This is a genomic window from Bacillus sp. ISL-7, from assembly GCF_018613065.1.
Genome location: NZ_JAGGQW010000057.1, coordinates 54336 through 77856 on the forward strand (window position 1 = coordinate 54336; position 23521 = coordinate 77856).

A 23521-nucleotide genomic window follows, 5' to 3' on the forward strand; every position below is an offset into this window, starting at 1 on the left:
CCAAACATATCTACAATTAATCATTTCATTCATCTGGTCTTGGCCCTGGTTCCATTCCTGAATTTTCCATCGTCATAATTGGGATAATTTCTGTATCTCCATCTACTCGAACTTGACATGATAGTCGTAAATTATCATCAATAATTCCCTTCTTATTAAAAGCTTTTTTTTCAGTAGTTGTTTCGATACAAAATTCACCACTCATTATTTCTACTCTACAAGTTGTACATTTTGCTTTTCCTCCACATTGGTGGAGGATATTTACACCGTTGTCTTCTAATGCTAGTACCAGCTTTCTCCCTTTTTCAACTTCAAAAGTTCCATATCCAAGAACTGTGATTTTAGACACCAAAACCCTAATAATAGAATTTTTCCATTATTAGGGTTTTGGTTGTCAATTATCTAATTCCCCCATAACCCAGTTGGTTCTCGCACCGGTCACGCCAGTGCTTGAGCACTGATCACTTCCTCCGGTTAAGTCAGCCACAATCGTTTTTACAAGGGGTTGATGGACGTGCTGCGGCGCTTCAAAGTTCCATTGCTCTGTTCCACTTGCGGTTGTCAAAACAATTGGCTCATTACCAAAAGTGGAAAAAGTAATTTTCCCTTTACTGCCAACGATTTCATTCACATCTACATCATCATATGCAGAAAAACACCAATTTCCTACGCCATGAATTCCGGATTCAAATTGATAGGTTCCTGTAACAATATCTTCCGGAGCATAATTGGTTTTCAAAATTATTATTAACCCAAACATATTGGCCTACCTGTACTTCATATCTTAACCACTCTAAATAATCAACGAGTATACTTCCGAGGCAGAAACAAACAATTCTTAAGACAAAACACACTGTATTTCAAATAAGAAATCGCAGAGTGTTTTTTTGTTATCATATCAATTATAAAGCTGATGAAGGACAAAACCCCTTAGGAAATCAAGAGAAATGTCCTTCATATAGCCGATGAACTTGTTACTATTTCACCGTATTTTAATACAATCACCATCGTTGTTTGAGTATGGTGCCCGGATTGTTAGAGACCTTCTATTTGTACAGGATGAGCTGTCCGTGCAGATTCATAAATAGCTAAAATAATTTTTGCAAGTGATTTTGCCTTTTCTTCTTTACGGGAGTAAACAGCAACCACTTTTGCTCCTTCAATTGCTGAAATTTGCTCATAATGCGTGCTGCGCCCAGTTCCGACTATTGCAAACCCGAATTCCTATTCTTTTCTACCGCTCTCCCTATAAGTATTTTCCCATTTATTTTAGATTTCTTATTTATTAATATTCTTATTGATTAAAGACGTAATAGTAGTAATTATTTTAAAATAACCTGTCAATTATTCTTTCCTCATAATTTTGCTATTATAAATATATGTATGTAAAGATTACACGGATAAAACCATTACGAATCGGGATGAACTGTTAAAGGAGTTAGTAACGGTCCGTAAGATGGCTTTGCTTTTTCAAGATTAAAGCATATTGAAGGATATGTACTGCAGGGGCTGTTGTAGTAGATCGATTGGGAAATCGGGGTGCAATCTCCATTCCGCTCCCATCTATACGTCTTTATGGGAATGAGGAAAAGCTAGTTACTGCCTTCCTCAAAACATGTCAAAGTATTAATCGACACTTTGAGTGAAAATAAAAAGAAAGGCGCTGGGATATCCAAGCGCCTTTCTTTTTGTTTACTTCACTCTTATACTGCTACAGGTGATAACTTCTTTGCAGCTTCTTTTACTTTCTCTAATCCTTCAGCTATAATCGTTTCAGCTTGAGCTGGCATTGCAGCATGACCTTCAATAATAACTTCGTCTACGATTTCCATACCGAATACGCCGCCAACCACGTTTTTAATATAAGTAGCAGACATTTCCATTGGTGCTGCTTCCGGTGTTGAGTAAACGCCGCCGCGTGCACTTAGGATAATCGCTTTTTTGTGTGTCATTAATTGTACAGCTTGACCATTTTCATCGTACTTGAAAGTGAAACCAGCTTGATATACATAATCAATGAACGTTTGTAATGGTGCTGGGATTGTTAAGTTCCATAATGGGAATGCAAATACAACTAAGTCAGCAGCCGTAAGAGCGTCCATTGCTTTTTGTTTTGCAGCAAGAAGACGTTTTTCTATGTCTGTCATTTCTTCGCCTGATTCAACTTTGCCGAAAGCGTTAAATAAATCTTGGCCAAAATAAGGCATATCTTTAGCGAAAACATCGAAAGTTGTGACATTCACACCTTCTAAGTTCTCCATAAAAGTTTCATACATTTTACTTGATACAGCCTCTGAAGCTGGACGATTGTTTGCTTTAACTACTAAAACATTCATATATATAATTCTCCTTTTTATCCTTGATTTTATTATTTTTAAATCATATATCTCGAATTAATAATATATTAATCTAGTATTCTTGTCAATAAAACACTCATACTAGAAATTTCCGAATTTAGATTCTAACTTTAAATTTGAGTTGATTTCTCGTTTCTTTGGCTAAATATAAGCAGGATCTGCATGAGCGTAAAAGGTCAAAAGAATAAAAAAGCTATCAATATTGAGTAGTATAACAAGGAGAGTTCATCTGTGAGAGGATGGAACTCCCGAATTTTTATAAATAGAATAGATTATTTTCCTATTTTTTATAAAAGTATAAAAAAAACACAAATAAACCTGAAAAATTCCCCTATTCGCTAGAATATTAAGAATTGTACAATTACTATATGAAAGCGTTCTCTTATGCGTTTTTTTGCAGCACTTTAATTGAAAAGGGGGAAGAAAAAAATGGCTTCAATATCTTCAAAAATCAGAAAAAAATCTTCAAAACTAAGAAAAACAGTCTTGACAAGTGCTCTTTCTTTATCGCTGTTGGCTCCAGTCATGGTTCCACAGGTAAACGCAAATGGAAATGAAGACTTAGGGTATGTAGACCCAACTGCGACTAATCCTGGAAACTCAGGGGCAGACACAGTGACTTATCGTGTACAAGCTGACCCGGCTACTGGGCAACCGGAAATCGAAGCAGCAAAGAAAGGTGTCCTTAAAGTCGATGGCAAGCAGTTTAGAGATTTGGATGGGGACAAGGGCTTAGATACATACGAAGACTGGAGATTACCTGTTGATAAGCGGGTAGCCGATCTAGTATCAAAGATGACACTTGCCGAAAAAGCAGGATTAATGTTGATTAACACACACACTCCAATTACAAATCCAGCAGATGGCAGATATGTAAAAGTTGATGATTCGATGATTGTCGGCAAAAACATGCGCTACGTTATCTTCCGTCAAACACCAACTGTAGATGTGATAGCAAAATATACGAATCAACTGCAAGAACTTGGTGAGGCATCAAGATTAGGGATCCCGGTTGTTGTTACTTCGAACCCACGGAACCATGCCTCCACAGATTACACTAATATTGCTGCGAGTGAGGGACAACATTCTTTTTGGCCGGGACCATTAGGTTTTGCAGCAGCTGGTGACACGGAAGCTGTAAATGAATTCTCTGAAATCGCTGCGAAGGAATGGAGAGCTGCCGGAATTCGCAAAGTCTATGGGTATACGGCAGATATCGCTACAGACCCACTATGGGCAAGAATTGAAGATACATTCGGTGAGGATCCTAAAGTTGCTTCAGAGATGATATATAACGTTATCAAAGGATTCCAAGGTGAGAAACTTGGTAAAGACAGTGTTGCAATAACCGTAAAGCATTTCCCTGGTGGCGGAGCACGTGATAATGGTTTGGACCCTCATTTTGTGGAAGGTAAATTCAATCCATATCCGACTGAAGGAAGTCTGCTTAAGTATCACATTCCTCCTTTCGAGTCAGCTATCGCAGCGGATGTATCGTCTATTATGCCTTATTACGCCTATCCAAGCAATGATAGTGCAGATCAAGGATTACCATGGTACAGTGAAGATCAGCAATTTGAAGAAGTTGGCTTTGCATTAAACAAAGCAATCTTAACAGATTTCTTACGTGACAGACTTGGTTTCAAAGGATATGTTAACTCCGATACGGGTGCTGTTGGAAATAATGCTTGGGGTGCCGAAGCTTTAACAGCTGTAGAAAAAGTGGCGAAAGCAATAAATGCAGGGACAGATATTATTTCTGGATCATCTGATCCGACTCTTATAACCAAAGCCGTTGAACAAGGCATTCTTACTGAGGATGAAGTTAACAAATCCGTTACTCTATTGCTAACAGAAATGATGAATTTAGGCTTATTTGAAGACCCATATGTAGATCCACAAAATGCTATTGATGTGGTAGATAATCCAGAAGTACAGCAACTAGCAGATAAAGCACATCGTAAGTCAATTGTTCTTTTACGTAATGATAAAAATCTATTGCCTTTAAAAGATGCAAAGCTTAAAGACGTAAAACTTTACGTCGAGATGTTCCCTGGTGGAACCGATGGAGCAAGCACTAAGGGATTAATCGAGACGATTAAAAAGCACGATCCTTCTATTACAATTACGAATAATCTTGAAGAGGCTACACATGCTTATGTTTATGTTAAACCAGTTCAGTCAAACTGGGATAATAATCCAAGAATCACTGTAGGCCCTGAAACAGGAATCAATAATGTCGATAGAATTATCGATATTCAAAAAACGATTCCGACTATCACTGCTGTAAATATGACCAATCCATGGGTACTTGATGAAATTGAACCAAATGCAGCCGCATTAATCGGCACTTTTGGTACAAAAGTTGAGGCTATTGTTGATGTTATTCGCGGTGAATTTAATCCTATTGGAAAACTTCCATTCGCGCTTCCTGCTAGTATGACAGCAGTTGACAACGAAGTCGGAGATGTTCCTAGTTTTGCACCAGAAGAAGATCCTGCATATGCTTATGTGAATAAATCTGGTAACGCATATAAGTATGGGTTTGGTCTTTCCTACAATCAAGGTAAAGCGATAGGAAAACCTGATCATGGTGGCGAAACAGGAAAACCTGCTCATGCCGAAAAATCCTCAAAAGAATAAAAAAGCCGAAAAATATATTACAATTAATTGCAAAAGCTAAATAGTTTGACCCATATAAAAAAGTCTGATGGAATGATTATCCCATCAGACTTTTTATATTCATTCAACTTAATAGATTCATCATTGAGTCGGATTTTGCTTCAAGGGTGAAAAATCACAATTACTCTCCATGCAGAAATTCCTCCAAATATTTTTTGGCTAATGACTTATTCCTATATTTTTATTTACTATTACAAATTAGAAATAGTAATATTTGTTGTTTAATAATTATAGTTGGACATTTACTGAAAATTTTCATGCAACTTTGATTGATTTATTCGCCTAAATTTACTATAATATATTTAAGTTACTTAAAGTATACATGTTACTTTTTATATACATTAATATTAGAAGCGAGGTAAGGAAAATGAATATGTTAGAATCAAAAGTAATTCAAACTAGATTTGAAAAAGAAATCTTTATAGAAGAAAAATCAAACATTGAAATTAACGAGTTTCGTACTCTTGATAAGAACACTCCTTTTTATGAATTTATGGTAGGACTTGATTTAATTCGAATTAGGGATAATGAGTATTATGGAAATAAAAAAAGTTACGTTAATATAAAAATTTCAGAAGATTTACAATCTCTTTTTGTAATAGAGGCTGATGTTCAAAGCCTTTTTGCCATCAAAAACAAACAAGAAAAGGAAGCAGTAATAGAATTAATTCATTATTTATTGGTTGATTCACAAACTTTTAAACAAGTTCTCTCAGAAATGATAGGTACCCTAAAGAGAGAGAATGTTGTTAATGTATTTGAAGTCAAGGAAGCAAACGCTAAGCTGGCTGTGCTAGAAAGATTATTAAACGTTAGTAATGAGGATATAAAATTCATGATTAGAATGGAAAATATAGCTTAGTTTTATAAAAAGGAGAAAAGTCCGGTTTACCTGGCTTTTCTCCTTTTTTAATTGAAATAAACTAAAAAAACGGACATATTAGATGTACCTATTATGTCCATTTTTTATATATCGATATTTAGATTTTGTTTATTATTTAGCAATTCTTACGATAGGTTTAAGTGTTACACCAGTTTTTGATTCTTCAAAAGCTTTGTTGATATCTTCAAAGTCGTAAAATTTTACTAATTTGTCAAATGGAAATTTGCCTTCTTTATAATATTGAATTAATTAATTTTGGAATGTGTAATTCTAGCACTGCCGGTGATAAGAATCGTTATAGTTCGTGTGTGAAAAGCGTTAGTTCACTAGTGATGATAGGATTCATTCACAAACACCATCCTTTCTCGTAAACTTCTTACGATAAGCATAGCGTTTTTTCATTTTGAGGATATGATTTTAACTTCGCTTGATGGGCATGTGACGCTAATCCCATCTAGAGATTTAAAATGTCATCATTTTATACTTTTTAAGGTATTTTTAAATGAACGATTTAGTGGAATATCCAGCTACGAGCCTTTGTTAAACAGGGTATCGATGACCCCGTTTGTCCGTTGCTGTGCCTTCTTGGCAAAGAAGAGATTGAGCACAAGGACTACAATGATGTTTACAATTAAGCCCAAGAAGCCTTCATAAAAACCAAAAGAATATCCGGTTGTGTAAATAATAATAATCGTTACCAGCCCCGCAAGGAATCCAGTTAATGCGGCTTCTTTAGAAAGATTCCTCCAAAAAACGCTAAAAACAATGGCCGGGAAGGATTGGACAATGCCAGATACCCCCATCAACTGCAAGGATACTAACGCACTCGGAATAAGGAGTCCCAATATTAATGCCAAGCCCATGACTACAAATACCATATAACGGGTGACCATCGTTAGTCTGCCTGAAGATGAATTCGGATTTATCAGGTCCCGATAAATATTGTTGGCAAATAGATTGGAAGCACCAATCGCCATAAGTGAGCAAGGAACTAAGGAGGCTAAAGCAATCGTTGCATAGGCAAGTCCTTGGACAACCCCTCCATAGGATTCTTGAATCAACGAAAGAAAGGCGATCCTTGGATCGGTACCCTTAGGAATCACAAGAAAGGCAGTAATTCCAAGGAAAGTAACCAACATTAAAACGATATTGTAAAAAGGAAGAACAATGGCATTTATTCGAAGGGAATTCCCATCTTTGGAACTAAAGATTCCCGTTGCGGTATGCGGCCACATAAACAAAGCTAAAGCAGAAATAAGGGCAGCTGATGAAAACCATGGAATCCCTTGTTTCCCAGTAACTGGTATCGTTAACATTTCTGGTGCTTGTTGAATAGCCGTTCTGACCATACCGCCCCAGCTGCCAAAATGTATAATAGGAAGAGATACAACTAGAAACAGCATAATGACCCAAACAAGAATATCTTTAATAATCGCCGTATAGGTAGGTGCCTTAATTCCACTAAAAAATGTATAAAGTGCTACCAACAGAAAGGAGACAATGACCAAGAAAGTGACATTAATATATCCTGTTCCTGCAAACGTTAACGTATCAATTATGCCGCTTAACTGCAAATCAATGTACGGGATGAGCATGAGAACCCCGTTAATAGCAACTAAAGTTGAAAATAACTTACTATCAAATCGTCCTTTAACATAATCTGCAAGGGTCATTAAGTTATGGACCTTTGCAACCTTCCAAATTTTCGGAAGAAAATAGTAAGCAAGTGGATAGGCTAAAACAACATAAGGAGTAGCGAAGAAAGCAATACTTCCGCCTTTATAAGCTTGGCTTGTAAGTCCAAGGAATGTATAAGCTGTATAAATATCTGCTCCAACTAAAAACCAGACAAATAATCCCCCTAAGCGACGTCCGCCAACCGACCATTCTTCTACAGAACTACGGGATGTTTTATTGCGTCCTGCCATAAATCCAATCAATACGACGATCAAAACGATTACGGAAGTAATCAAAAGTGCTGTTAAATTCCCCTTCATTCTTCAAAGCCTCCTTTTGACTTTTGAATCAAATAGACCCCATATGTACACACAGGGGTTAGTATCATCCAAATTAATAACCAAAAATGGAGAAAAGGAAATCCAATTATGATCGGATAAATATGGTTAACCCATGGTATAACTAATAATTGAGCAACAAACGGGATCACTGTTAACAAAACAACTAGTATTTTTTCCAATCCACTCACTCCTAAAAATTTCTCAATAAACAATGAACAAATCTAGCATCTGTCAAACAGAAATATTTATTCAAAAATACTGTATTAGGGTAGCGTCAGGAAAATGGGGATTTACAACGTTAAGGAAATTTCAATATTAAAAAGCCTAATTTCTCAAACATTAAATTGAGAAATTAGGCTTTTTCATTGCTCCATTAAAGCGCCCGATTATGGAAGGGTCTTAATACTAACCTTACATTTAATGAATAGTGGTTACCTTTTTTCAACTCTTCCATCCGCATGGCGTGCGAATCTTCCTGACTCACGCTTATTTACAGGATCTGGACGGTCCCACGGCCAGCCTCCAAATTGTGTAGTTTGATAATCCTTGAATGCATCGCGAATTTCCTGCTCAGTATTCATTACAAACGGTCCATAGGAAACGACAGGTTCTTGTATCGGCTCACCCTCTAGGAGCAGCATATAACTCTCAGATAATCCATTTGTAATCGTGATTTCCTGATCACCAGCAAGCTTTACACGATGGTAAGTTTCAATCGCTGTTTCGTCTATATTTAGTTTATCTCCCTGATAATAGTATATATTTCTCGTCATTGTCGCTGAAAATGACGGCAGGGTGAAGACTGCTTCCGGCTCCATATGAATAAGGTAGATTCCCACATGATGATTTTTATCGTTTGCCCAAGAAGCAGAGTTTGATTCTAAACTAGACTTGCCCATCACACTCCCGGCAATCAGTCTTACGGTCGTATTATGTCCACTAGCAGCCGCCGATTGTACTTCCGGTATATCCTCAGCCCATAACATTTTATATTCAGGATCAGCGAATTTATCTTTTGCAGGTAGATTCAGCCATATCTGAAAGAATTCAAGTGGATTGCCTTTGTCCTGATGGACGAGAGGAAACATTTCAGTATGCTGGCAGCCCTTTCCTGCTGTCATCCATTGGACATCCCCATTCCCAAATCGTCCTACGGACCCATATGAATCAAAATGATCAACAAAACCTTCAAGAACGACTGTTACCGTTTCAAAACCTCTGTGGGGATGTACAGGAAATCCCGGAACCGTTGTGCCATGATACATTCTAAAACCATCACGCAACGTAAAATCCTCTCCAAGATTTCTGCCTTCCAATGAAACGTTAGGACCCTGCTGGTCATTTCCTGATGGATACGCATCTTTATGATGTACTGTCATAAGGAACGGGTCTTCTGTCTCCCATGGAAATCCTAATTTTGGTATTTTCATGATTTTGCTATTCACTTCTATTTATCTCCTTTAAAAGTCACCCTGTTGTGGATAATCTGAAGTAACGTGATAATCAAACAACAGCCTATTTAGTCGGGCCTAATTAAAAAAATCTAAGAAAACATCGTCTTTCTTCATGTCGAAGTTACTTAGCATATTTTTTCCACTTTTCTTCGTAAATAGCTGTTTGGTTTATTAATTTTCCTTTTATTCTTTTATGAATTCCTTTGTACTTCTCACTGTATCAATTGGGCGAACTAATTTTTCTATTTCTGCTCGTTTAGATTCTAAGAATGGAGGTAAAGATAATTTTTCCCCAAGCGTTTCGTAAGGTTCATCTCCCATAAAACCAGGACCATCTGTAGCGAACTCAAATAAAATTTGCGGTGCCACTCTTGCGTATAATGACTCAAAAAAGTGACGATTTACATAACCGGATGTATGGAATCCAAAGCTACTCATCCGTTCAATCCATTCTTCTAAAACAGCGCGATCCTCTACACGGAATGCCGCATGATGAACCGTCCCAAAACCTTGCTGGGCTTCAGGAAGAATGGCATTATATTCTACAATGACCGAGGCACCATTCCCGCCTTCCCCCACTTCAAATAAATGGAATGACCCTTCTTTATCTGTCTCTTTAAATAATAGGATTTTTTCCATCATTTCTTTAAAGTAATCAAATTTCGCAGTACGGATAAAAACAGGTCCTAAACCAGTAATGGCATATTCCAGTGGAACGGGACCTTTTTCCCATGGTGTTCCAGATTCTACCCCTTTATTGAATTCATCTGAAATCAATTGATATTGCTGATCGTCAAAATCAATGAAAGAGAGGGTTTTCATGCCAAATTGCTCTTTGATTCCAGTATGTTTCACGTCTAAACGATCATAACGTTTTACCCAATAGTCTAATGCTACATCACTCGGTACACGGAACGATGTCTTTGAAATCTCGTTTGTACCATGTACGCCTTTAGGAATGCCGGGGAAATCAAAGAAAGTCATGTCTGTGCCTGCGCTGCCTTTATCATCTGCAAAGAATAAGTGATAGGTTTGAATATCATCTTGATTTACCGTTTTCTTAACTAAACGCATCCCTAAAACATATGTGAAAAATTCATAGTTCTTTTCTGCACTGCTTGTAATAGCTGTTACATGGTGTATTCCTTTTAGATGGTTCATTATATATTCCTCCAAGATTTAATTTAAAATCAATGGTCGTAATTTTTCTTCGATCTCTTTTCGATTTGGTTCCAAAAATGGTGGAAGTGATAGTTTTTCCCCCATTGTTTCCATTGGTTCATCTGTCGCAAATCCTGGTGTATCTGTTGATAATTCAAATAATATACCATTGGGTTCCCTAAAATATAATGCCTTGAAATAATACCGTTCCACTTTCCCTGAATTCGGTAACCTGTATTCTTTCAATCGCACGGCCCATTGATCATATTCTTCCTCATTCGGAACACGGAAGGCAACATGGTGAACACCTCCACGACCTAAGCGGACTCTCGGCAAATCGGGTCTTGTTTCAATATGAACCTCCGCACCACTGCCGCCTTCGCCAGTTGCATAAACCGATATATCAGGATAATCCCCTTCAAGTGAAGGATAAGCACCGGCAAATCGAAAACCCATAACTTCTGTTAAAACACCGATAGTTGGTTCTGCTATTGCGACTGTGAGGGTTACAGGTCCTAAACCAATAATGGCATGTTCTAGTGGAATGTCATCCTTTTGCCAAGGAATCCCAGCTCTCACACCTTTTTCACCGTTATCGGCTACGAGGATAAAACGAGTCCCCTCGAAATCTCTGAAAGCCAATGTATCACGACTTGCTCTTTTTTGAATATCATCATGTTCAATCCCAAATTGATTAAAACGTTCTTTCCAAAATAACAATGAATCTGAACTTCTAACCCTTAGTGATACAGTAGAAATATCTGAAGTTCCCCTATATGTTTGCCCAAGATGAGGAATGTCAAAGAACGTTACTTCCGTTCCTGGAGTTCCTTCCGCGTCAGCATAGAAAAGATGATAGGATTCTGTATTATCTTGGTTAACAGTTTTCTTTACCAATCTCATTCCTAAAATTTTTGTATAAAATTCATAATTTTTTTCCGCTTTCCCTGTTAAAATTGATACATGATGTAGTCCTAAGAGTTCCATCTCCTAATCACTCCTGTCACAATATTAATTTAATTCTTTTGTTCGAAATTGAAGATCGCCTGTAATAGTAAAAAGTGTCATAAAAGACCAGATATTTTAGAATAATAATGAATCTAAAGCATATTGACCGGGACCAATCAGAGCTATACCAATAGCAACTGAAAGCAAAGTTAAGTTGTATTCATAACCATTAGCTGTTGCCCATAATCCATTTGGAGCATGCACTTTTACGATAGCCATTAACATAGTTCCTGCAATTATTATTCCTGCAAGTGGTGTTAATAGTCCTAAAGCAAACAAAAGTCCCCCAATAAGTTCTGCTAAACCTGCGAAAATAGCCATGGTCACTCCTGGTTTCATGCCAATGGATTCAAACCAGCCACCGGTTCCTTTCAATCCATAGCCACCGAACCAGCCAAACAATTTTTGAGCACCGTGACCCACAAATAGTAAACCAATTACCAAACGAATGATTAATAAACCAATGTTTATCATCTTAAAATCCTCCTAAATGTTATTTGTCTCGAATTCGAGATAATTTATTAAAAAAAATGAAAGTCTAAAATGATAATTCCATAATACCAAGCTTGTTCATTGCCATTTCTTCCTTTATTCGATCATGAATTGCTTTAGATGTTTGCATTAATATTAGAAAGGGCAGATTATTGCATTTCCTCTCCATTATTTTCACCTCCCTAAAAAAGTCTCGAATTATATTATCTCGCATTAAATTATCTTGAATATGAGATAATAATAATACTTGTAAACTTTTTTGTCAATAACCTTTTATTTTATTTTTGTAATCGATAACAGAACCCGTTATTCTAAACAATAGTGCTTCCATTTACTACTATTTTGATATGCGTTTTTGTAATTCTTCTCTTTCTGCTTCATATCCTGGTTTTCCTAGGAGTGCAAACATGTTTTTCTTATATGCCTCTACACCTGGCTGGTCAAAAGGATTTACTCCCATGAGCAAGCCACTGATTCCACATGCTTTCTCAAAGAAATACACCATTTCACCGAAGGTATATTCATTTAATTGATCCAACTCCACGGATAAGTTTGGAACTCCTCCATCCACATGAGCTAGAACCGTACCCTGTGCAGCATTCTTATTCACATAATCCATTGTCTTCCCAGCTAAATAATTTAATCCATCAAGATCTGCCTCTTCTACCCCTAGGGTAATGTCTACTTTAGGTTCTTTTACAGATACCACGGTTTCAATAAGGTCCCGGTGTCCTTCTTGCACATATTGTCCCATGGAGTGAAGATCGGTAGTGAAATCGACAGAAGCAGGATAAAGACCCTTTTGGTCCTTTCCTTCACTCTCACCAAATAATTGTTTCCACCATTCAGATACATAATGAAAAGATGGTTCAAAGTTTACCAATAGTTCAATTGATTTTCCTTTTCTGTAAAGGGCATTTCTGACTGCAGCGTACTGATAACTTTGGTTTTCTGCCAAGTTCGGATTATTATACTTATCCGCAGCAGCTGCGGCACCTGCCATCATTTTATCAATATCTAACCCGGCTGTTGCAATAGGTAATAAACCTACTGCGGTCAACACGGAATATCTGCCGCCCACGTCATCAGGAATGACAAAGGTTTCATATCCTTCTTCATCAGCAAGTGTTTTTAAGGCACCTTTAGCACGATCTGTTGTCGCATAAATACGTTTTTTCGCCTCTTCTTTACCATACTTTTTCTCCAAATAATCCCGGAAAATACGGAACGCAATAGCAGGCTCTGTTGTTGTACCTGATTTTGAGATGACATTGACCGAAATATCTTTGTCCTTAATCACATCAAATAAATGGGTTAGATATGTAGCACTGATATTTTGTCCAGCAAAATAAATCTCTGTTTTGCCGTCAATTTGGTTATGAAACGTATGAGACAGCGCTTCAATGGCAGCTTTTGCACCAAGATAAGAGCCCCCGATTCCAATTACGATTAAAGCATCCGAATTACTCCGAATTCTTTCAGAAGCAGCTTTGATTCTTGCAAATTCTTCTTTATCGTAGTTATGTGGTAAATCGACCCATCCAAGATAATCAGATCCCGGTCCTTTTTTACCGAGAAGCATCTCATGTGCTGTTTTCACAAATTCACTTAAATAATCCACTTCATGCTGCTGCATGAAAGATAATGCATTAGAATAATCAAAAGTTATAGCCATTATTGTTCTCCTCTTTCTTTCATTAAATTATGTTTAAGGGCGTTATTTCCTTACCCAGCCAGGATAAGAGAAAACGCCCTTTTAGTTTTTAGCAATTTTTAAACAGTTTTCCAGTCAGCCGCAAATTTTTCAAGTCCTTGGTCTGTTAAAGGATGTTTAGATAATTGCTCAATGACCTTGAATGGAATGGTAGCTATATGAGCTCCAGCCAACGCTACGCGGGTTACATGATCAGGATGACGAACGGATGCTGCAATGATTTGTGAATCTAGATTTTGAACACGGAACATCTGAGCAATTTTTGCAACCAGTTCTACACCATCTTCATTAATATCATCTAAACGTCCTAAGAATGGTGAAACATAAGTAGCTCCTGCACGTGCCGCCAACAATGCCTGGTTCACACTAAAAATTAAGGTAACATTGGTTTTAACACCTTTTTTAGTTAAATAGCGGCAAGTCTCTAGACCATCAAGTGTCATTGGAACTTTGATGGTAATATTCTTATCTCCGCCGTTAATTTTAATAAGCTCATCTGCTTCTGCAATCATTTGGTCAGCAGTTAAAGCATTAGGTGTTACTTCGGCAGAAACTGACTCCACTTCTGGAACAGCATTTAAGATTTCTGCGATACGATCTTCGAATTTCACGCCTTCTTTAGCCACTAAGGATGGGTTGGTCGTGACACCAGATAACACCCCAATTTTATAGGCCTTTTTGATTTCATCTAGGTTTGCCGTATCGATAAAAAATTTCATAATGTATTCCTCCAATTTTTATTAAATAATATTTTAGTTTTTTTCGACAGTATGTCCGCCAAATTCATTTCTTAGTGCTGCTACAACTTTTCCTGTAAAGGTATCATCTTCTAGAGAGCGATAACGCATTAATAATGACATGGCAATGACTGGTGTTGCTGTTTTGAGGTCTAAGGCTGCCTCTACAGTCCATTTTCCTTCACCTGAAGAATGCATAATTCCTTTAATTTCTTCCAAATTTGGATATTTTGAAAATGCATTTTCTGTTAATTCCATCAGCCATGAACGAATAACGGATCCATTATTCCAAACACGTGCGACCTTTTCGTAATCAAAATCAAATTCGCTTTTCTCAAGCACTTCAAAACCTTCGCCAATGGCTGCCATCATGGCATACTCGATTCCATTATGAACCATTTTTAAGAAGTGCCCGCTTCCAGCCTTGCCAGCATATAAGAAGCCATTTTCCACTGCTGTATCCTTGAAAAGGGGTTCAACCACTTCCCAGGCCTCTGGATCACCGCCAATCATATAACAAGCGCCATTTCGAGCACCTTCCATACCGCCTGAAGTACCCGCATCCATAAATCTCACGCCTATTTCCTTTAATTCGTTGTAGCGTTGAATCGATTCTTTATAGTGAGAATTACCTGCTTCAACGACAATATCACCTTTTTCCAAATAGGGTAAGATCTCACCAATAACTGAATCAACCACTGCATGAGGGACCATAATCCAGACAATTCTTGGATGTTCCAACGACTGAATGAGTTCTTTATAACTGGATACACCAGTTGCTCCATATTCCTTCATACTTTCTACTGCACTTGGATTAACATCAAATGCAACAACTTCATGCTGGTGATCCAATAAATTTTGCCCTAAGTTTAATCCCATTTTTCCTAAACCAATAAGTCCTACCTTCATTATGTTATCCTCCAATGTTGTATAATAATTTTGATCTGTTTCTTTACTGATCTACCTAAGAATGTTGTAAGACACTTTTCGCCATACGTACTACATTATCAGCGGTATCCGGAGTTCTGCTATTTAATTTTAGAAAGTTTTTCAAATCATCAATCGTGACATCATAGCCAGCTAAATGAATCATGCTATACAGCAAACTGGATCCATGTCTCTGCAGATAAAACGAATCGGTCGCGGTTAAACCATTTTGGGTTTTCAGGGTTGTGATTAAGATGTTTTGCCCATAATGCATACGTCATTGGTGCTGCCCCCATTGGGAGACCTGGATGACCTGAATTAGCTGCATTAATCGCATCAATAGAAAGCGTTCGAATCGTAATTACTGATACATTATCAATGTTTTGAGACATCATTTTTTCCCTCCAGATTATCTTAGATGTGTAGTACAGTGTCCTTGTTTTCTTGAAGCTTTTCATCAAGCCACCATTTAAAACCATTTTCCAATAGCAAGGAATCAGAAGCTGCAGGACCATATGAACCTGACTGATATTTATGGAGCGGAACTATATTTCCCTCAAATGCATTAAGAATTGGCTGTACCCATTCCCATGACAATTCAACTTCTTTCCAATGAGCAAAGAAGGTAGAATCCCCGTTAACAGCATCATAGATAAGTCTTTCATACGCTTCAGGTACTCCCAATCCTATTTGATCATTTGAAAAATTAATTCTAATAGGAGTAACCTTTCCATTTTTTAATGGGTTTTTGCTGTTTAATTGGAAGGAGATATTTTCATTAGGATTAATTTCAATAATTAATAAATTAGGATCGATTTGATTATTTTTATATGGTTGGTTTTCCTTATTTTTAAATTCGATGACAATCCGCGTTGATTTTTCCTTCATTCTTTTTCCTGTACGAATGTAAAAGGGAACTCCAGTCCATGATGGATGATCAATCCACAAACGGGCAGCGACAAATGTATCAGTCGTGGAAAAAGGATTTACTCCAGGCTCTTCTATATAACTTGGAACTTTTTGATCATTCACCTCTCCTGAAATGTATTGGCCGCGGACAATATCGTATGGGACATCTTCTTCTTTTACGGGCCGAAGTGACTCCATGACCTTCCGCTTCTCATGTCTAATTTCCGCTGCGTTAATTTTTCAGGCTTATCCATGGCTGTCATCATCAAAATTTGCAGCATATGGTTTTGAACCATATCACGGATTGCTCCAGCTTGGTCGTAATAACCCGCTCTCTTCTCAACCCCAACGGTTTCACTCGCAGTTATTTGGACATTTGCAATATGGTCTTTATTCCATACCGACTGTAATATGGGGTTTGCGAAAGCCAAGGCTTCCAGGTTCTGAACCATTGGTTTGCCTAAGTAATGGTCGATTCGGTAAATTTCCTCTTCCTCAAAAGCACGGCTGAGTTTTTTATTGAGTTCACGTGCAGATTTGAGGTCATGACCAAAAGGCTTTTCTATGATTAAACGTTTCCAGCCGGCTGCCTGACCAAGGCCGCTATTTTTTATGTTAAGGGCAATCGTGTCAAAAAATTCTGGTGCCACTGAAAGATAAAACATACGATTTTCTTCTAAATCAAGATCTTCTTCACGCTGCTTCACTAATTGAAGTAGTTGTTGATAATCTTCTTTACGGGTTACATCCAATCTACTGTAGCGGAAGTATTCTAAAAATCCCCCCATATTTGCTGCCTCATGTTCTAGGCGGCGTGAAAAGTCTAATATAGAGTCTTTCACTTTTTCTTGGAAATCTGAATGAGAAAGGTCCCCTCTACCGAGCCCAATAATAGATATGGACTGTGGTAACTTTTGATCAACATACAAGTTGTATATAGCTGGGAAAATCTTTCTCTTTGCTAAATCCCCAGTTGCTCCAAATAAGACAAAGGTCATTGATTCCATTATTAATCCCCCAAGTTCGTATTCTGATTTCTCCCATTTTCTAGCTTCGGACTTTCGTTGCAAGCTTTTTATCTTTAATAGTAATAACAATATCTGCCATTCCTACAAATAATCCGTTATCAACTACACCTGGTATGAGGTTCAGGTTTTTCTCTAACTCTCTTGGATGTGTAATTTCTTGAAAACTGCTGTCTATAATAAAATTACCGTTATCTGTTAGATAAGGGGTTCCATCCTTTTGTCTCAGTTTCGGACTGCCTCCAAGTTCCCTGATATGTTTTACTGTCATTTCGTATCCAAATGGGACCACTTCTATTGGCAATGGAAAAGTTCCTAATGTATCTACATTTTTATCAGAGTCGGCAACGACAATGAAAGTTTCAGCTGCTGTAGCGATGATTTTCTCTCTTAAAAGAGCACCGCCGCCGCCTTTAATGAGATTTAACTCAGGATCTACCTGATCTGCTCCATCAATTGCGACATCAATTTGCTCAATCTCATCTAACGAAGCAAGTGGAATACCAAGTTCTAACGCTAATTGTTTCGTATGTTCCGAAGTCGGAACTCCTTTAATGGAAAGTCCCTGCTGGACTAACTGACCGAGCTTAGTGATGGTATAAAATACAGTAGAACCTGTACCGAGTCCAACCACCATGCCGTCTTTCACATATTCTACAGCTTTTTCTCCTACTTCTTTCTTTTCATTCAAGGCTTTATCTCCCTTCATCTAAAGTTGGGATTTCTCCACTATTAATTTGTCCATTGTTTTACAACTTGTTCCCATGGCATCTGCAAGATTTGTTTTTCAGGAGTGTCCTTTCTTGCAATGATATTCGTTTGGTAATTCCTTCCCTTAAAATTAAGTTTTACAGTTACTTCAATCATAGTCTTCACTTCCTAATCATTTTATTATTTGTGAATTATTAAGGTTATTTTTATTAACCTAGGTAACTTTATGTAACCATAATATATCTTAATGTCGAATGTCGTCAAGTAAAGTATTTCAAATTAAAATAGCAAATCTCGATAAAATTCTTTAACACAGCAGAGTAAATCGGAGTGTATTAGAGATGGTTAAAGGCTGGAAGGAAAGATTTAAAAAACTACAACCTAAATAAAACGACTCCGGTACAATACCGGAGTCGTCTACTGGCTTTTAATACAGTCCTTTTTCACACATTTTCTCTCTATCTTTTATGAATGTTTTTATGCGTTCCAGTCAGACGCAAATTATACTTGTGGTTTAAAATCTCTTGATCTCCGCTTATTCCTTAAGATTCTCTTTTCCAGATAATAAGTAGGAATTATGATTGCTGCCCAAATCGCAAAATAATTAAGAAGAACGAGAAACGGGTTGCTGCTCTCTCCATGTCCATCCTTACCATGAAATTTTCCTTCACGAAAATCTCCGCCAGGCGATCCTTGAGGTGTTTTCGTTGTATCACCTATGTTCGTATTAGTTGACTGCCCACTTTGTTGCATTTGTTCCTGCTTAAATTCACCAGCATTTGAAGAAGCTGTTGAGGAAAACCATTGAATTCCACCGGCCAAAATGGCCATTGATAGTATCACTGATACAAGAACACCCTTCCTAAATTTTCCTTCTTTCGACTTAAACGCCTTTTTGCAAATACCCAATACCCATTGCCAATGTACCCCAATGTGAAGACCAACGAAAGCAAGTGTTGCATCAGCAGAGAAACCGTGGATTCCTCGAATCGAGTGATTCTCTTGAACTGCGAAACTTGGAAGAACTACTTTTGAAATTAATATACCAGTTATAATGACAGTAGCCATAGAAATTAATAGAAGTATATTGATCAGATAACTAAATCGAGTTTTTTTAGGGAGTTTGGGGTCCAATATCTTTTTGGTTGTATTTACGACCCAGCGATAGTTCAATCCAATGTGTATAAGAATAGCTACTCCTATTATCAGACCAGCGATTTCATGAAACGGTAAACCGTTTAATACTCTTGGATTCATTAGCAGCACTAACGTAATAGCCATCATCAAATCCAGTATAATTTTTGTATAATTCTTTTTCATATAATAAATACCTCCAAATTCAACATTAACCTTAACTGGTTCCCATTTTATTTGGATAACCTTAAGAAAACCTTAAGGTCTTAAGGTAGAAAACAAAGAAACAACAACGGACCCTTCTAATATAACTGTAATTAGTGAAAGTCCCCGTTAATTGAAAAGGGAGCCCCTAGGCTCCCTTTTCGAACATTAATGGATCGAATTCATCGACGCATGTTTGACGACAACGCGGCGGATGAAGAACGCCATAGCAAGACCGATTAGCGTAACGGTCAACGTGAACAAGAACACGTTCTGTGAGCCGAACGTCATCGCGTTAGCCATCTCAGACTGTTTCGTTGGCGTTGGGGAGTTGTGCAAATACTTATCCATACCGCTTGTAAGGATGATAATGGCAATCGCTGTTCCAATTGCTCCTGCGACCTGCTGAAGCGTGTTCATGACTGCCGTACCATGTGGGTAAAGCTCCGGTGGCAGCTCGTTCAGCCCGTTAGTCTGCGCCGGCATCCAAACCATTGAGATACCGACCATTAATCCGATATGCAACGAGACGATAAAAGCAATCGAAGATGCAGACGATATGTCGGAAAGAAACCATATCGATATCGCGACGACGATGAGACCTGGAATAACCAGCCACTTCGGCCCATATTTATCGAACAAACTCCCCATGCGCGGCGACAGGATACCGTTCAACGCGCTGCCCGGCAACAGCATAAGTCCAGCGGCAAACGGTGACAGGCTCATACCATTCTGAAGAAACATTGGCAGAATAATCATGCTAGACAAGATAATCATCATCGATGACAGTACCAAAAGCAGCCCCACGTTGTACATCGGGTACTTGAAGACGCGCAAGTCCATCATAGGTTCGCGCATAACTGTCTGCCGCCGCGTGAACAACACGAGTGCGACTAGCCCGATGATAATTGAAGTGACCACGACCGGGCTGGTCCAACCTTCGGTGCCTTCTCCTGCCTTGCTGAAGCCGAAGACGACGCCACCGAAGCCGAGCGTTGATAATGCAACTGATAATAGATCAATGCGAGGTTTCGTCACCTCTGTGACGTTTTCCAAATACTTCAACCCTACCAAAAGCCCTATCACCAAAAATGGCAGTGATACCCAAAATATATAATGCCATGATAAGTATTCAATTAGGAGACCAGCTACAGTCGGGCCGGTCGCCGGAGCGAACATGATGACAAGTCCGACAAACCCCATCGCCGCCCCACGTTTCTCAGGTGGATACACGACGAGGATCGTATTGAACATGAGCGGAATCAACAGGCCCATTCCCACCGCCTGTAAAACACGAGCAACCATAAGGATTTCGAAATTGAATGCGAGCGCCGCAATTAAAGTGCCGACAATCAAGCTCGTAAGAGAACCAATAAACAATTGCCTTGTCGTAAACCATTGTAGCAGTAACCCAGTCATCGGCATCAGAATGCCGAGTGTAAGTAAGAACCCTGTTGTCAACCACTGTGCGGTTGCAGCTGAAATTTGGAACACATCCATTAAATTACTAATCGCTATGTTGAGCGCCGTCTCGCTGAACATGCCAACGAAACCGCAGATAAGCAGCGACGCCATAATAGCTCGCGTATTGTATTGTTTCATTATCGACTCCACTTCCCTCTACTAAAAATGTACACCTAATTCTTTATAAAGATTATTTTCGATTTTAACATATCCTTAATAAAACTGATTTATCTCCCTCCGTCTTCGGGTTTGTTCACTCCCACGTATCGATGCTGACTTTCGATGTGAGTCTAATATTTTACCATACTTCTCTCCTGGAGCTTCAACATAAAATCTTATTGAACAGATAAAAATTATCAATTATGGTATGATTGTATAAGTTAATTATTTAAGGAGTGAAATCATGAGTGTACATAAAGATTTAATTAAACACGCGGCAAATCAACATGAAACCTATCAAAAATTCTTAGAGCTCGATCAACAACGCGAACAATATATCGAAGAAGCGATTGAGTTATGTAAGCAAGGTAAACCTTTTTCAACCGATAAAATCAATGCAGTCACCAATATTATTAATAAAATCAACCTGCGCTTTATTCCAACGAGGCAAACCGTTACGGGTGAAATGGTCCAGGAATTCGTGAAAAAAAACTAATAATAAATAAAGAACGGACAGAATCGTTAGATCCTGTCCGTCTTTGTTATATAGATGGTTACTTTTTAAAAATAGTCGCGATGACTTGATCATAGGTCATTTCTGTATCGACTGTGAATGTACCCGGACGCAAATTTTTCTCGACACCTTTTTTCTCTACATCTCTTGAGAATTTAAAATCATCAGGTACGATTTTTGCTTTTTCAAGCATTCTACCGACATCGATGCTGGTCATCCCTTGTGTTACTGAAATAACTGCTCGATAGACGATCTTTTTAGAATTATTATTGGCTGAAGCCGCTGAAGCCGCTTTTTTAGTTGCTTCTATTGTCTTATCATAGTCTGCCTTCGGTTGAACAATATACCCAGCTGTTAAAAGCTTATCTTTCATCTCTGCTTCAGTTGGTTGAACGACTGTTTTCTGCACGCTTTTGGTCGGTTTGGGAGCTGCTTTTGTGACTGCAGGATCTTCAGTGAAGTAAACAGCACCACAAATGGTCGAAGCTAGAAGAATTCCGGCCGCAAAGCTGCTCACTACATTAAATTTCATTTGCTAATTTGCTCCTTTCATCCTTTGCTGCTAGATAAGGTGCAAGGAATTGGTTAATTTCACTCTCTGAAACTTGTTTTTTCTGAGCAATGGATTCAATCGAATATTTGCGTTTATATAAATCTAGTATTTCACGCTTAAATATCATTTCTTCTGGAGTCAGTTGAACGCCTGCTTCCTTTGTGACCACTTCTAAATCAAGTTCCAAATTGCGAATTTGATCGTGCACGTTATTGATATCCTTCATTACAGCCACATGAACCATATCAATTTCCTTATGTTTTTGTTTTTCTAAGTTGCGATTCGATATAATTGAAACGATTAGCAACACAGCTGATATCGCAATCAACAGAATTATAGTCCATTCCATCATATTAGTTTCCTCCTTTTTTACATAGCAATCCACAATTCCCTATTATACATCCTAAATATAAATATTTCGATTAAAAGCGACTAAATAAGACACAAGTCGGATGGATTTGACAAATCGAACCACCTTTTCTATAAAATTACTACACGAAAAAAAGCAATGCAGGTACGAATGCATTACTTTTTCCGTGGTTTTATATTGATTCTCACAGTTCAAACTCCCATTCATCCTTTAGAATTAAATAAAGGACAAGAAGGGTGTTTTCGAGATCAGAAGTTTTTTCCCCTGCCGGATCCAGTCCGATTTTCGGAAATAACAGTAAGGCGATTTGTTCCGTTAGTTGTTTTCTTTCAACTAATGGGATTTGCTGAAAACGGCTGGCATATGTACTGACGAGCTTCCAATCCTTTATTCCCAATGATTTTAGCGTCCATTCATCAATAGTGAGATCTTCCTTGGTAAGCCCTCTGTTGTTGATTTCTTCTTCGAGAGGTGATTGTTTCTTATTCCGTTTTACCTTGCGCTCATGAACGACAATCGTCCCAGCGACAAGATCGCCGAGCCGTTTATGTTTAGAATGGAAAAAGATCATAATAATACCTAGAAAATAAGCTGTCGGCAAGGAATCAATGATTCGGATCAGATTCCGGATAAAGCTGGAAAGCAACGTGATGCTATGACCGTTTTCCTGAATGACCCGGATTCCCATTAACTTCTTCCCAAGCGTTCTCCCCCCCGAGAAAAACTCAAACGCAAAAAAGTAGCCCCAATTAACGAGAAACAACATGATAATCGTTATTGCAATAGGCAGTGAATTCCCGATCAAAACAAATTCCATTTTTGACATCCCGTCCAGGATGAAAAAAAGGACAATCAAGGACAAAATGTTAAAAGCCATTAATAATAACTGGTCAATGATAAAGGCTGCAGACCTGCTTCCTAAACCAGCGATTTGAAACTGAATCGACACGAATTCGGGTGTTTTTATATCTACATGATCTTCATTCATAAGCTTCCCCCTGTCACATGGTTGATTATTTCTATTTCTATTTTTCTACAATATTCC

The 23521-nt window shown here is 38.1% G+C and carries 23 protein-coding genes and 3 pseudogenes; 3 read left to right on the forward strand and 23 right to left on the reverse strand.

What is annotated here, in order from left to right; all coding sequences use genetic code 11:
* Positions 1 to 25 precede the first annotated feature (25 nt).
* The 3 genes from J7E66_RS23525 to J7E66_RS23535 all read right to left on the reverse strand — a co-directional run bounded on the left by J7E66_RS23525 (position 26) and on the right by J7E66_RS23535 (position 2336).
* Positions 26 to 349: a 2Fe-2S iron-sulfur cluster-binding protein gene (locus J7E66_RS23525; protein ID WP_215004300.1), complete on the reverse strand. Its 324-nt coding sequence runs from the start codon at positions 347 to 349 to the stop codon at positions 26 to 28.
* Between the two features lie 45 nt (positions 350 to 394).
* Positions 395 to 760: a hypothetical protein gene (locus J7E66_RS23530; RefSeq protein WP_251033105.1), complete on the reverse strand. Its 366-nt coding sequence runs from the start codon at positions 758 to 760 to the stop codon at positions 395 to 397.
* A 943-nt stretch (positions 761 to 1703) separates the two neighbouring features.
* Positions 1704 to 2336 (reverse strand): FMN-dependent NADH-azoreductase, encoded by a 633-nt coding sequence (locus tag J7E66_RS23535; protein WP_215004303.1) that lies wholly within the window; start codon positions 2334 to 2336, stop codon positions 1704 to 1706.
* 450 nt (positions 2337 to 2786) lie between these two features.
* Here J7E66_RS23535 and J7E66_RS23540 point away from each other — a divergent pair, with 450 nt between their 5' ends.
* Positions 2787 to 5000: a glycoside hydrolase family 3 protein gene (locus J7E66_RS23540; protein WP_215004305.1), complete on the forward strand. Its 2214-nt coding sequence runs from the start codon at positions 2787 to 2789 to the stop codon at positions 4998 to 5000.
* Between the two features lie 406 nt (positions 5001 to 5406).
* On the forward strand, positions 5407 to 5901 hold the full coding sequence (locus J7E66_RS23545; protein WP_215004307.1) for a hypothetical protein: 495 nt from the start codon (positions 5407 to 5409) through the stop codon (positions 5899 to 5901).
* A gap of 132 nt (positions 5902 to 6033) precedes the next feature.
* Here the strand turns inward: J7E66_RS23545 and J7E66_RS32965 are convergent.
* The 17 genes and pseudogenes from J7E66_RS32965 to J7E66_RS23620 form a co-directional block, all read right to left on the reverse strand.
* Positions 6034 to 6171, reverse strand: a pseudogene (locus tag J7E66_RS32965) (NAD(P)-dependent alcohol dehydrogenase); the annotation flags it as partial.
* Positions 6172 to 6449: 278 nt separating this feature from the next.
* Positions 6450 to 7919: a sodium:solute symporter family protein gene (locus J7E66_RS23550; protein ID WP_215004309.1), complete on the reverse strand. Its 1470-nt coding sequence runs from the start codon at positions 7917 to 7919 to the stop codon at positions 6450 to 6452.
* Positions 7916 to 8119 (reverse strand): DUF3311 domain-containing protein, encoded by a 204-nt coding sequence (locus J7E66_RS23555; protein WP_215004311.1) that lies wholly within the window; start codon positions 8117 to 8119, stop codon positions 7916 to 7918. The genes J7E66_RS23550 and J7E66_RS23555 overlap by 4 nt, the downstream gene beginning before the upstream one ends.
* Positions 8120 to 8371: 252 nt before the next feature.
* Entirely contained in the window at positions 8372 to 9385 is a 1014-nt protein-coding gene (locus J7E66_RS23560) for a pirin family protein (RefSeq protein ID WP_215004313.1), read from the reverse strand.
* A 192-nt stretch (positions 9386 to 9577) separates the two neighbouring features.
* Positions 9578 to 10555 (reverse strand): ring-cleaving dioxygenase, encoded by a 978-nt coding sequence (locus J7E66_RS23565; RefSeq protein ID WP_215004315.1) that lies wholly within the window; start codon positions 10553 to 10555, stop codon positions 9578 to 9580.
* A gap of 18 nt (positions 10556 to 10573) precedes the next feature.
* Entirely contained in the window at positions 10574 to 11542 is a 969-nt protein-coding gene (locus J7E66_RS23570; protein ID WP_215004317.1) for a ring-cleaving dioxygenase, read from the reverse strand.
* Positions 11543 to 11638: 96 nt separating this feature from the next.
* Positions 11639 to 12037: a DoxX family protein gene (locus J7E66_RS23575; RefSeq protein ID WP_215004319.1), complete on the reverse strand. Its 399-nt coding sequence runs from the start codon at positions 12035 to 12037 to the stop codon at positions 11639 to 11641.
* A gap of 64 nt (positions 12038 to 12101) precedes the next feature.
* Positions 12102 to 12224, reverse strand: coding sequence for a hypothetical protein (locus J7E66_RS32405; protein WP_285289252.1), 123 nt, complete (start codon positions 12222 to 12224; stop codon positions 12102 to 12104).
* Between the two features lie 168 nt (positions 12225 to 12392).
* The gene (locus J7E66_RS23580) at positions 12393 to 13730 is read right to left on the reverse strand and encodes a glucose-6-phosphate isomerase (protein WP_215004321.1); all 1338 of its coding nucleotides are present in this window, start codon (positions 13728 to 13730) and stop codon (positions 12393 to 12395) included.
* A 98-nt stretch (positions 13731 to 13828) separates the two neighbouring features.
* Positions 13829 to 14488: a fructose-6-phosphate aldolase gene (gene fsa, locus J7E66_RS23585; protein WP_215004323.1), complete on the reverse strand. Its 660-nt coding sequence runs from the start codon at positions 14486 to 14488 to the stop codon at positions 13829 to 13831.
* Between the two features lie 33 nt (positions 14489 to 14521).
* On the reverse strand, positions 14522 to 15415 hold the full coding sequence (gene gnd / locus J7E66_RS23590) for a phosphogluconate dehydrogenase (NAD(+)-dependent, decarboxylating) (protein WP_215004325.1): 894 nt from the start codon (positions 15413 to 15415) through the stop codon (positions 14522 to 14524).
* A gap of 109 nt (positions 15416 to 15524) precedes the next feature.
* Positions 15525 to 15825, reverse strand: a pseudogene (locus tag J7E66_RS23595) (transketolase); the annotation flags it as partial.
* Between the two features lie 22 nt (positions 15826 to 15847).
* Positions 15848 to 17349, reverse strand: a pseudogene (zwf, locus tag J7E66_RS23600) (glucose-6-phosphate dehydrogenase).
* Between the two features lie 40 nt (positions 17350 to 17389).
* Positions 17390 to 18058 carry a ribose-5-phosphate isomerase RpiA gene (gene rpiA / locus J7E66_RS23605; RefSeq protein WP_215004327.1) on the reverse strand — a complete coding sequence of 223 codons (669 nt, stop codon included), beginning with the start codon at positions 18056 to 18058 and terminating at the stop codon, positions 17390 to 17392.
* A gap of 41 nt (positions 18059 to 18099) precedes the next feature.
* Positions 18100 to 18234: a BA3454 family stress response protein gene (locus J7E66_RS23610; protein ID WP_215004329.1), complete on the reverse strand. Its 135-nt coding sequence runs from the start codon at positions 18232 to 18234 to the stop codon at positions 18100 to 18102.
* A 345-nt stretch (positions 18235 to 18579) separates the two neighbouring features.
* Complete coding sequence (locus J7E66_RS23615; protein WP_215004331.1) at positions 18580 to 19398, reverse strand: DUF4405 domain-containing protein; 819 nt, start codon at positions 19396 to 19398, stop codon at positions 18580 to 18582.
* A gap of 186 nt (positions 19399 to 19584) precedes the next feature.
* Positions 19585 to 21018: an MDR family MFS transporter gene (locus tag J7E66_RS23620; protein WP_215004333.1), complete on the reverse strand. Its 1434-nt coding sequence runs from the start codon at positions 21016 to 21018 to the stop codon at positions 19585 to 19587.
* Between the two features lie 265 nt (positions 21019 to 21283).
* On the opposite strand from J7E66_RS23620, the gene J7E66_RS23625 reads away from it, so the two are divergent.
* Positions 21284 to 21535 (forward strand): DUF2533 family protein, encoded by a 252-nt coding sequence (locus J7E66_RS23625; RefSeq protein ID WP_215004335.1) that lies wholly within the window; start codon positions 21284 to 21286, stop codon positions 21533 to 21535.
* A 58-nt stretch (positions 21536 to 21593) separates the two neighbouring features.
* Here J7E66_RS23625 and J7E66_RS23630 read toward each other — a convergent pair whose 3' ends face one another.
* The 3 genes from J7E66_RS23630 to J7E66_RS23640 form a co-directional block, all read right to left on the reverse strand.
* On the reverse strand, positions 21594 to 22085 hold the full coding sequence (locus J7E66_RS23630; protein ID WP_215004337.1) for an endolytic transglycosylase MltG: 492 nt from the start codon (positions 22083 to 22085) through the stop codon (positions 21594 to 21596).
* Complete coding sequence (locus J7E66_RS23635; protein WP_251033106.1) at positions 22075 to 22458, reverse strand: hypothetical protein; 384 nt, start codon at positions 22456 to 22458, stop codon at positions 22075 to 22077. The genes J7E66_RS23630 and J7E66_RS23635 overlap by 11 nt, the downstream gene beginning before the upstream one ends.
* 202 nt (positions 22459 to 22660) lie before the next feature.
* On the reverse strand, positions 22661 to 23464 hold the full coding sequence (locus J7E66_RS23640; RefSeq protein ID WP_215004339.1) for an RDD family protein: 804 nt from the start codon (positions 23462 to 23464) through the stop codon (positions 22661 to 22663).
* Positions 23465 to 23521: the final 57 nt, after the last annotated feature.

What these genes read in the sequence shown, in the direction of transcription:
- J7E66_RS23570 (WP_215004317.1), bottom strand. Translation starts at nt 11,542, where the DNA reads ATGGAACTCTTAGGACTACATCATGTATCAATTTTAACAGGGAAAGCG.
- J7E66_RS23565 (WP_215004315.1), bottom strand. Translation starts at nt 10,555, where the DNA reads ATGAACCATCTAAAAGGAATACACCATGTAACAGCTATTACAAGCAGT.
- J7E66_RS23530 (WP_251033105.1), bottom strand. Translation starts at nt 760, where the DNA reads ATGTTTGGGTTAATAATAATTTTGAAAACCAATTATGCTCCGGAAGAT.
- J7E66_RS23535 (WP_215004303.1), bottom strand. Translation starts at nt 2,336, where the DNA reads ATGAATGTTTTAGTAGTTAAAGCAAACAATCGTCCAGCTTCAGAGGCT.
- J7E66_RS23540 (WP_215004305.1), top strand. Translation starts at nt 2,787, where the DNA reads ATGGCTTCAATATCTTCAAAAATCAGAAAAAAATCTTCAAAACTAAGA.
- fsa (WP_215004323.1), bottom strand. Translation starts at nt 14,488, where the DNA reads ATGAAATTTTTTATCGATACGGCAAACCTAGATGAAATCAAAAAGGCC.
- J7E66_RS23625 (WP_215004335.1), top strand. Translation starts at nt 21,284, where the DNA reads ATGAGTGTACATAAAGATTTAATTAAACACGCGGCAAATCAACATGAA.
- J7E66_RS32405 (WP_285289252.1), bottom strand. Translation starts at nt 12,224, where the DNA reads ATGGAGAGGAAATGCAATAATCTGCCCTTTCTAATATTAATGCAAACA.
- J7E66_RS23615 (WP_215004331.1), bottom strand. Translation starts at nt 19,398, where the DNA reads ATGAAAAAGAATTATACAAAAATTATACTGGATTTGATGATGGCTATT.
- J7E66_RS23630 (WP_215004337.1), bottom strand. Translation starts at nt 22,085, where the DNA reads ATGAAATTTAATGTAGTGAGCAGCTTTGCGGCCGGAATTCTTCTAGCT.
- J7E66_RS23620 (WP_215004333.1), bottom strand. Translation starts at nt 21,018, where the DNA reads ATGAAACAATACAATACGCGAGCTATTATGGCGTCGCTGCTTATCTGC.
- J7E66_RS23580 (WP_215004321.1), bottom strand. Translation starts at nt 13,730, where the DNA reads ATGGCTATAACTTTTGATTATTCTAATGCATTATCTTTCATGCAGCAG.
- J7E66_RS23575 (WP_215004319.1), bottom strand. Translation starts at nt 12,037, where the DNA reads ATGATAAACATTGGTTTATTAATCATTCGTTTGGTAATTGGTTTACTA.
- J7E66_RS23640 (WP_215004339.1), bottom strand. Translation starts at nt 23,464, where the DNA reads ATGAATGAAGATCATGTAGATATAAAAACACCCGAATTCGTGTCGATT.
- J7E66_RS23550 (WP_215004309.1), bottom strand. Translation starts at nt 7,919, where the DNA reads ATGAAGGGGAATTTAACAGCACTTTTGATTACTTCCGTAATCGTTTTG.
- gnd (WP_215004325.1), bottom strand. Translation starts at nt 15,415, where the DNA reads ATGAAGGTAGGACTTATTGGTTTAGGAAAAATGGGATTAAACTTAGGG.
- J7E66_RS23545 (WP_215004307.1), top strand. Translation starts at nt 5,407, where the DNA reads ATGAATATGTTAGAATCAAAAGTAATTCAAACTAGATTTGAAAAAGAA.
- J7E66_RS23610 (WP_215004329.1), bottom strand. Translation starts at nt 18,234, where the DNA reads ATGATTGAAGTAACTGTAAAACTTAATTTTAAGGGAAGGAATTACCAA.
- J7E66_RS23635 (WP_251033106.1), bottom strand. Translation starts at nt 22,458, where the DNA reads ATGATGGAATGGACTATAATTCTGTTGATTGCGATATCAGCTGTGTTG.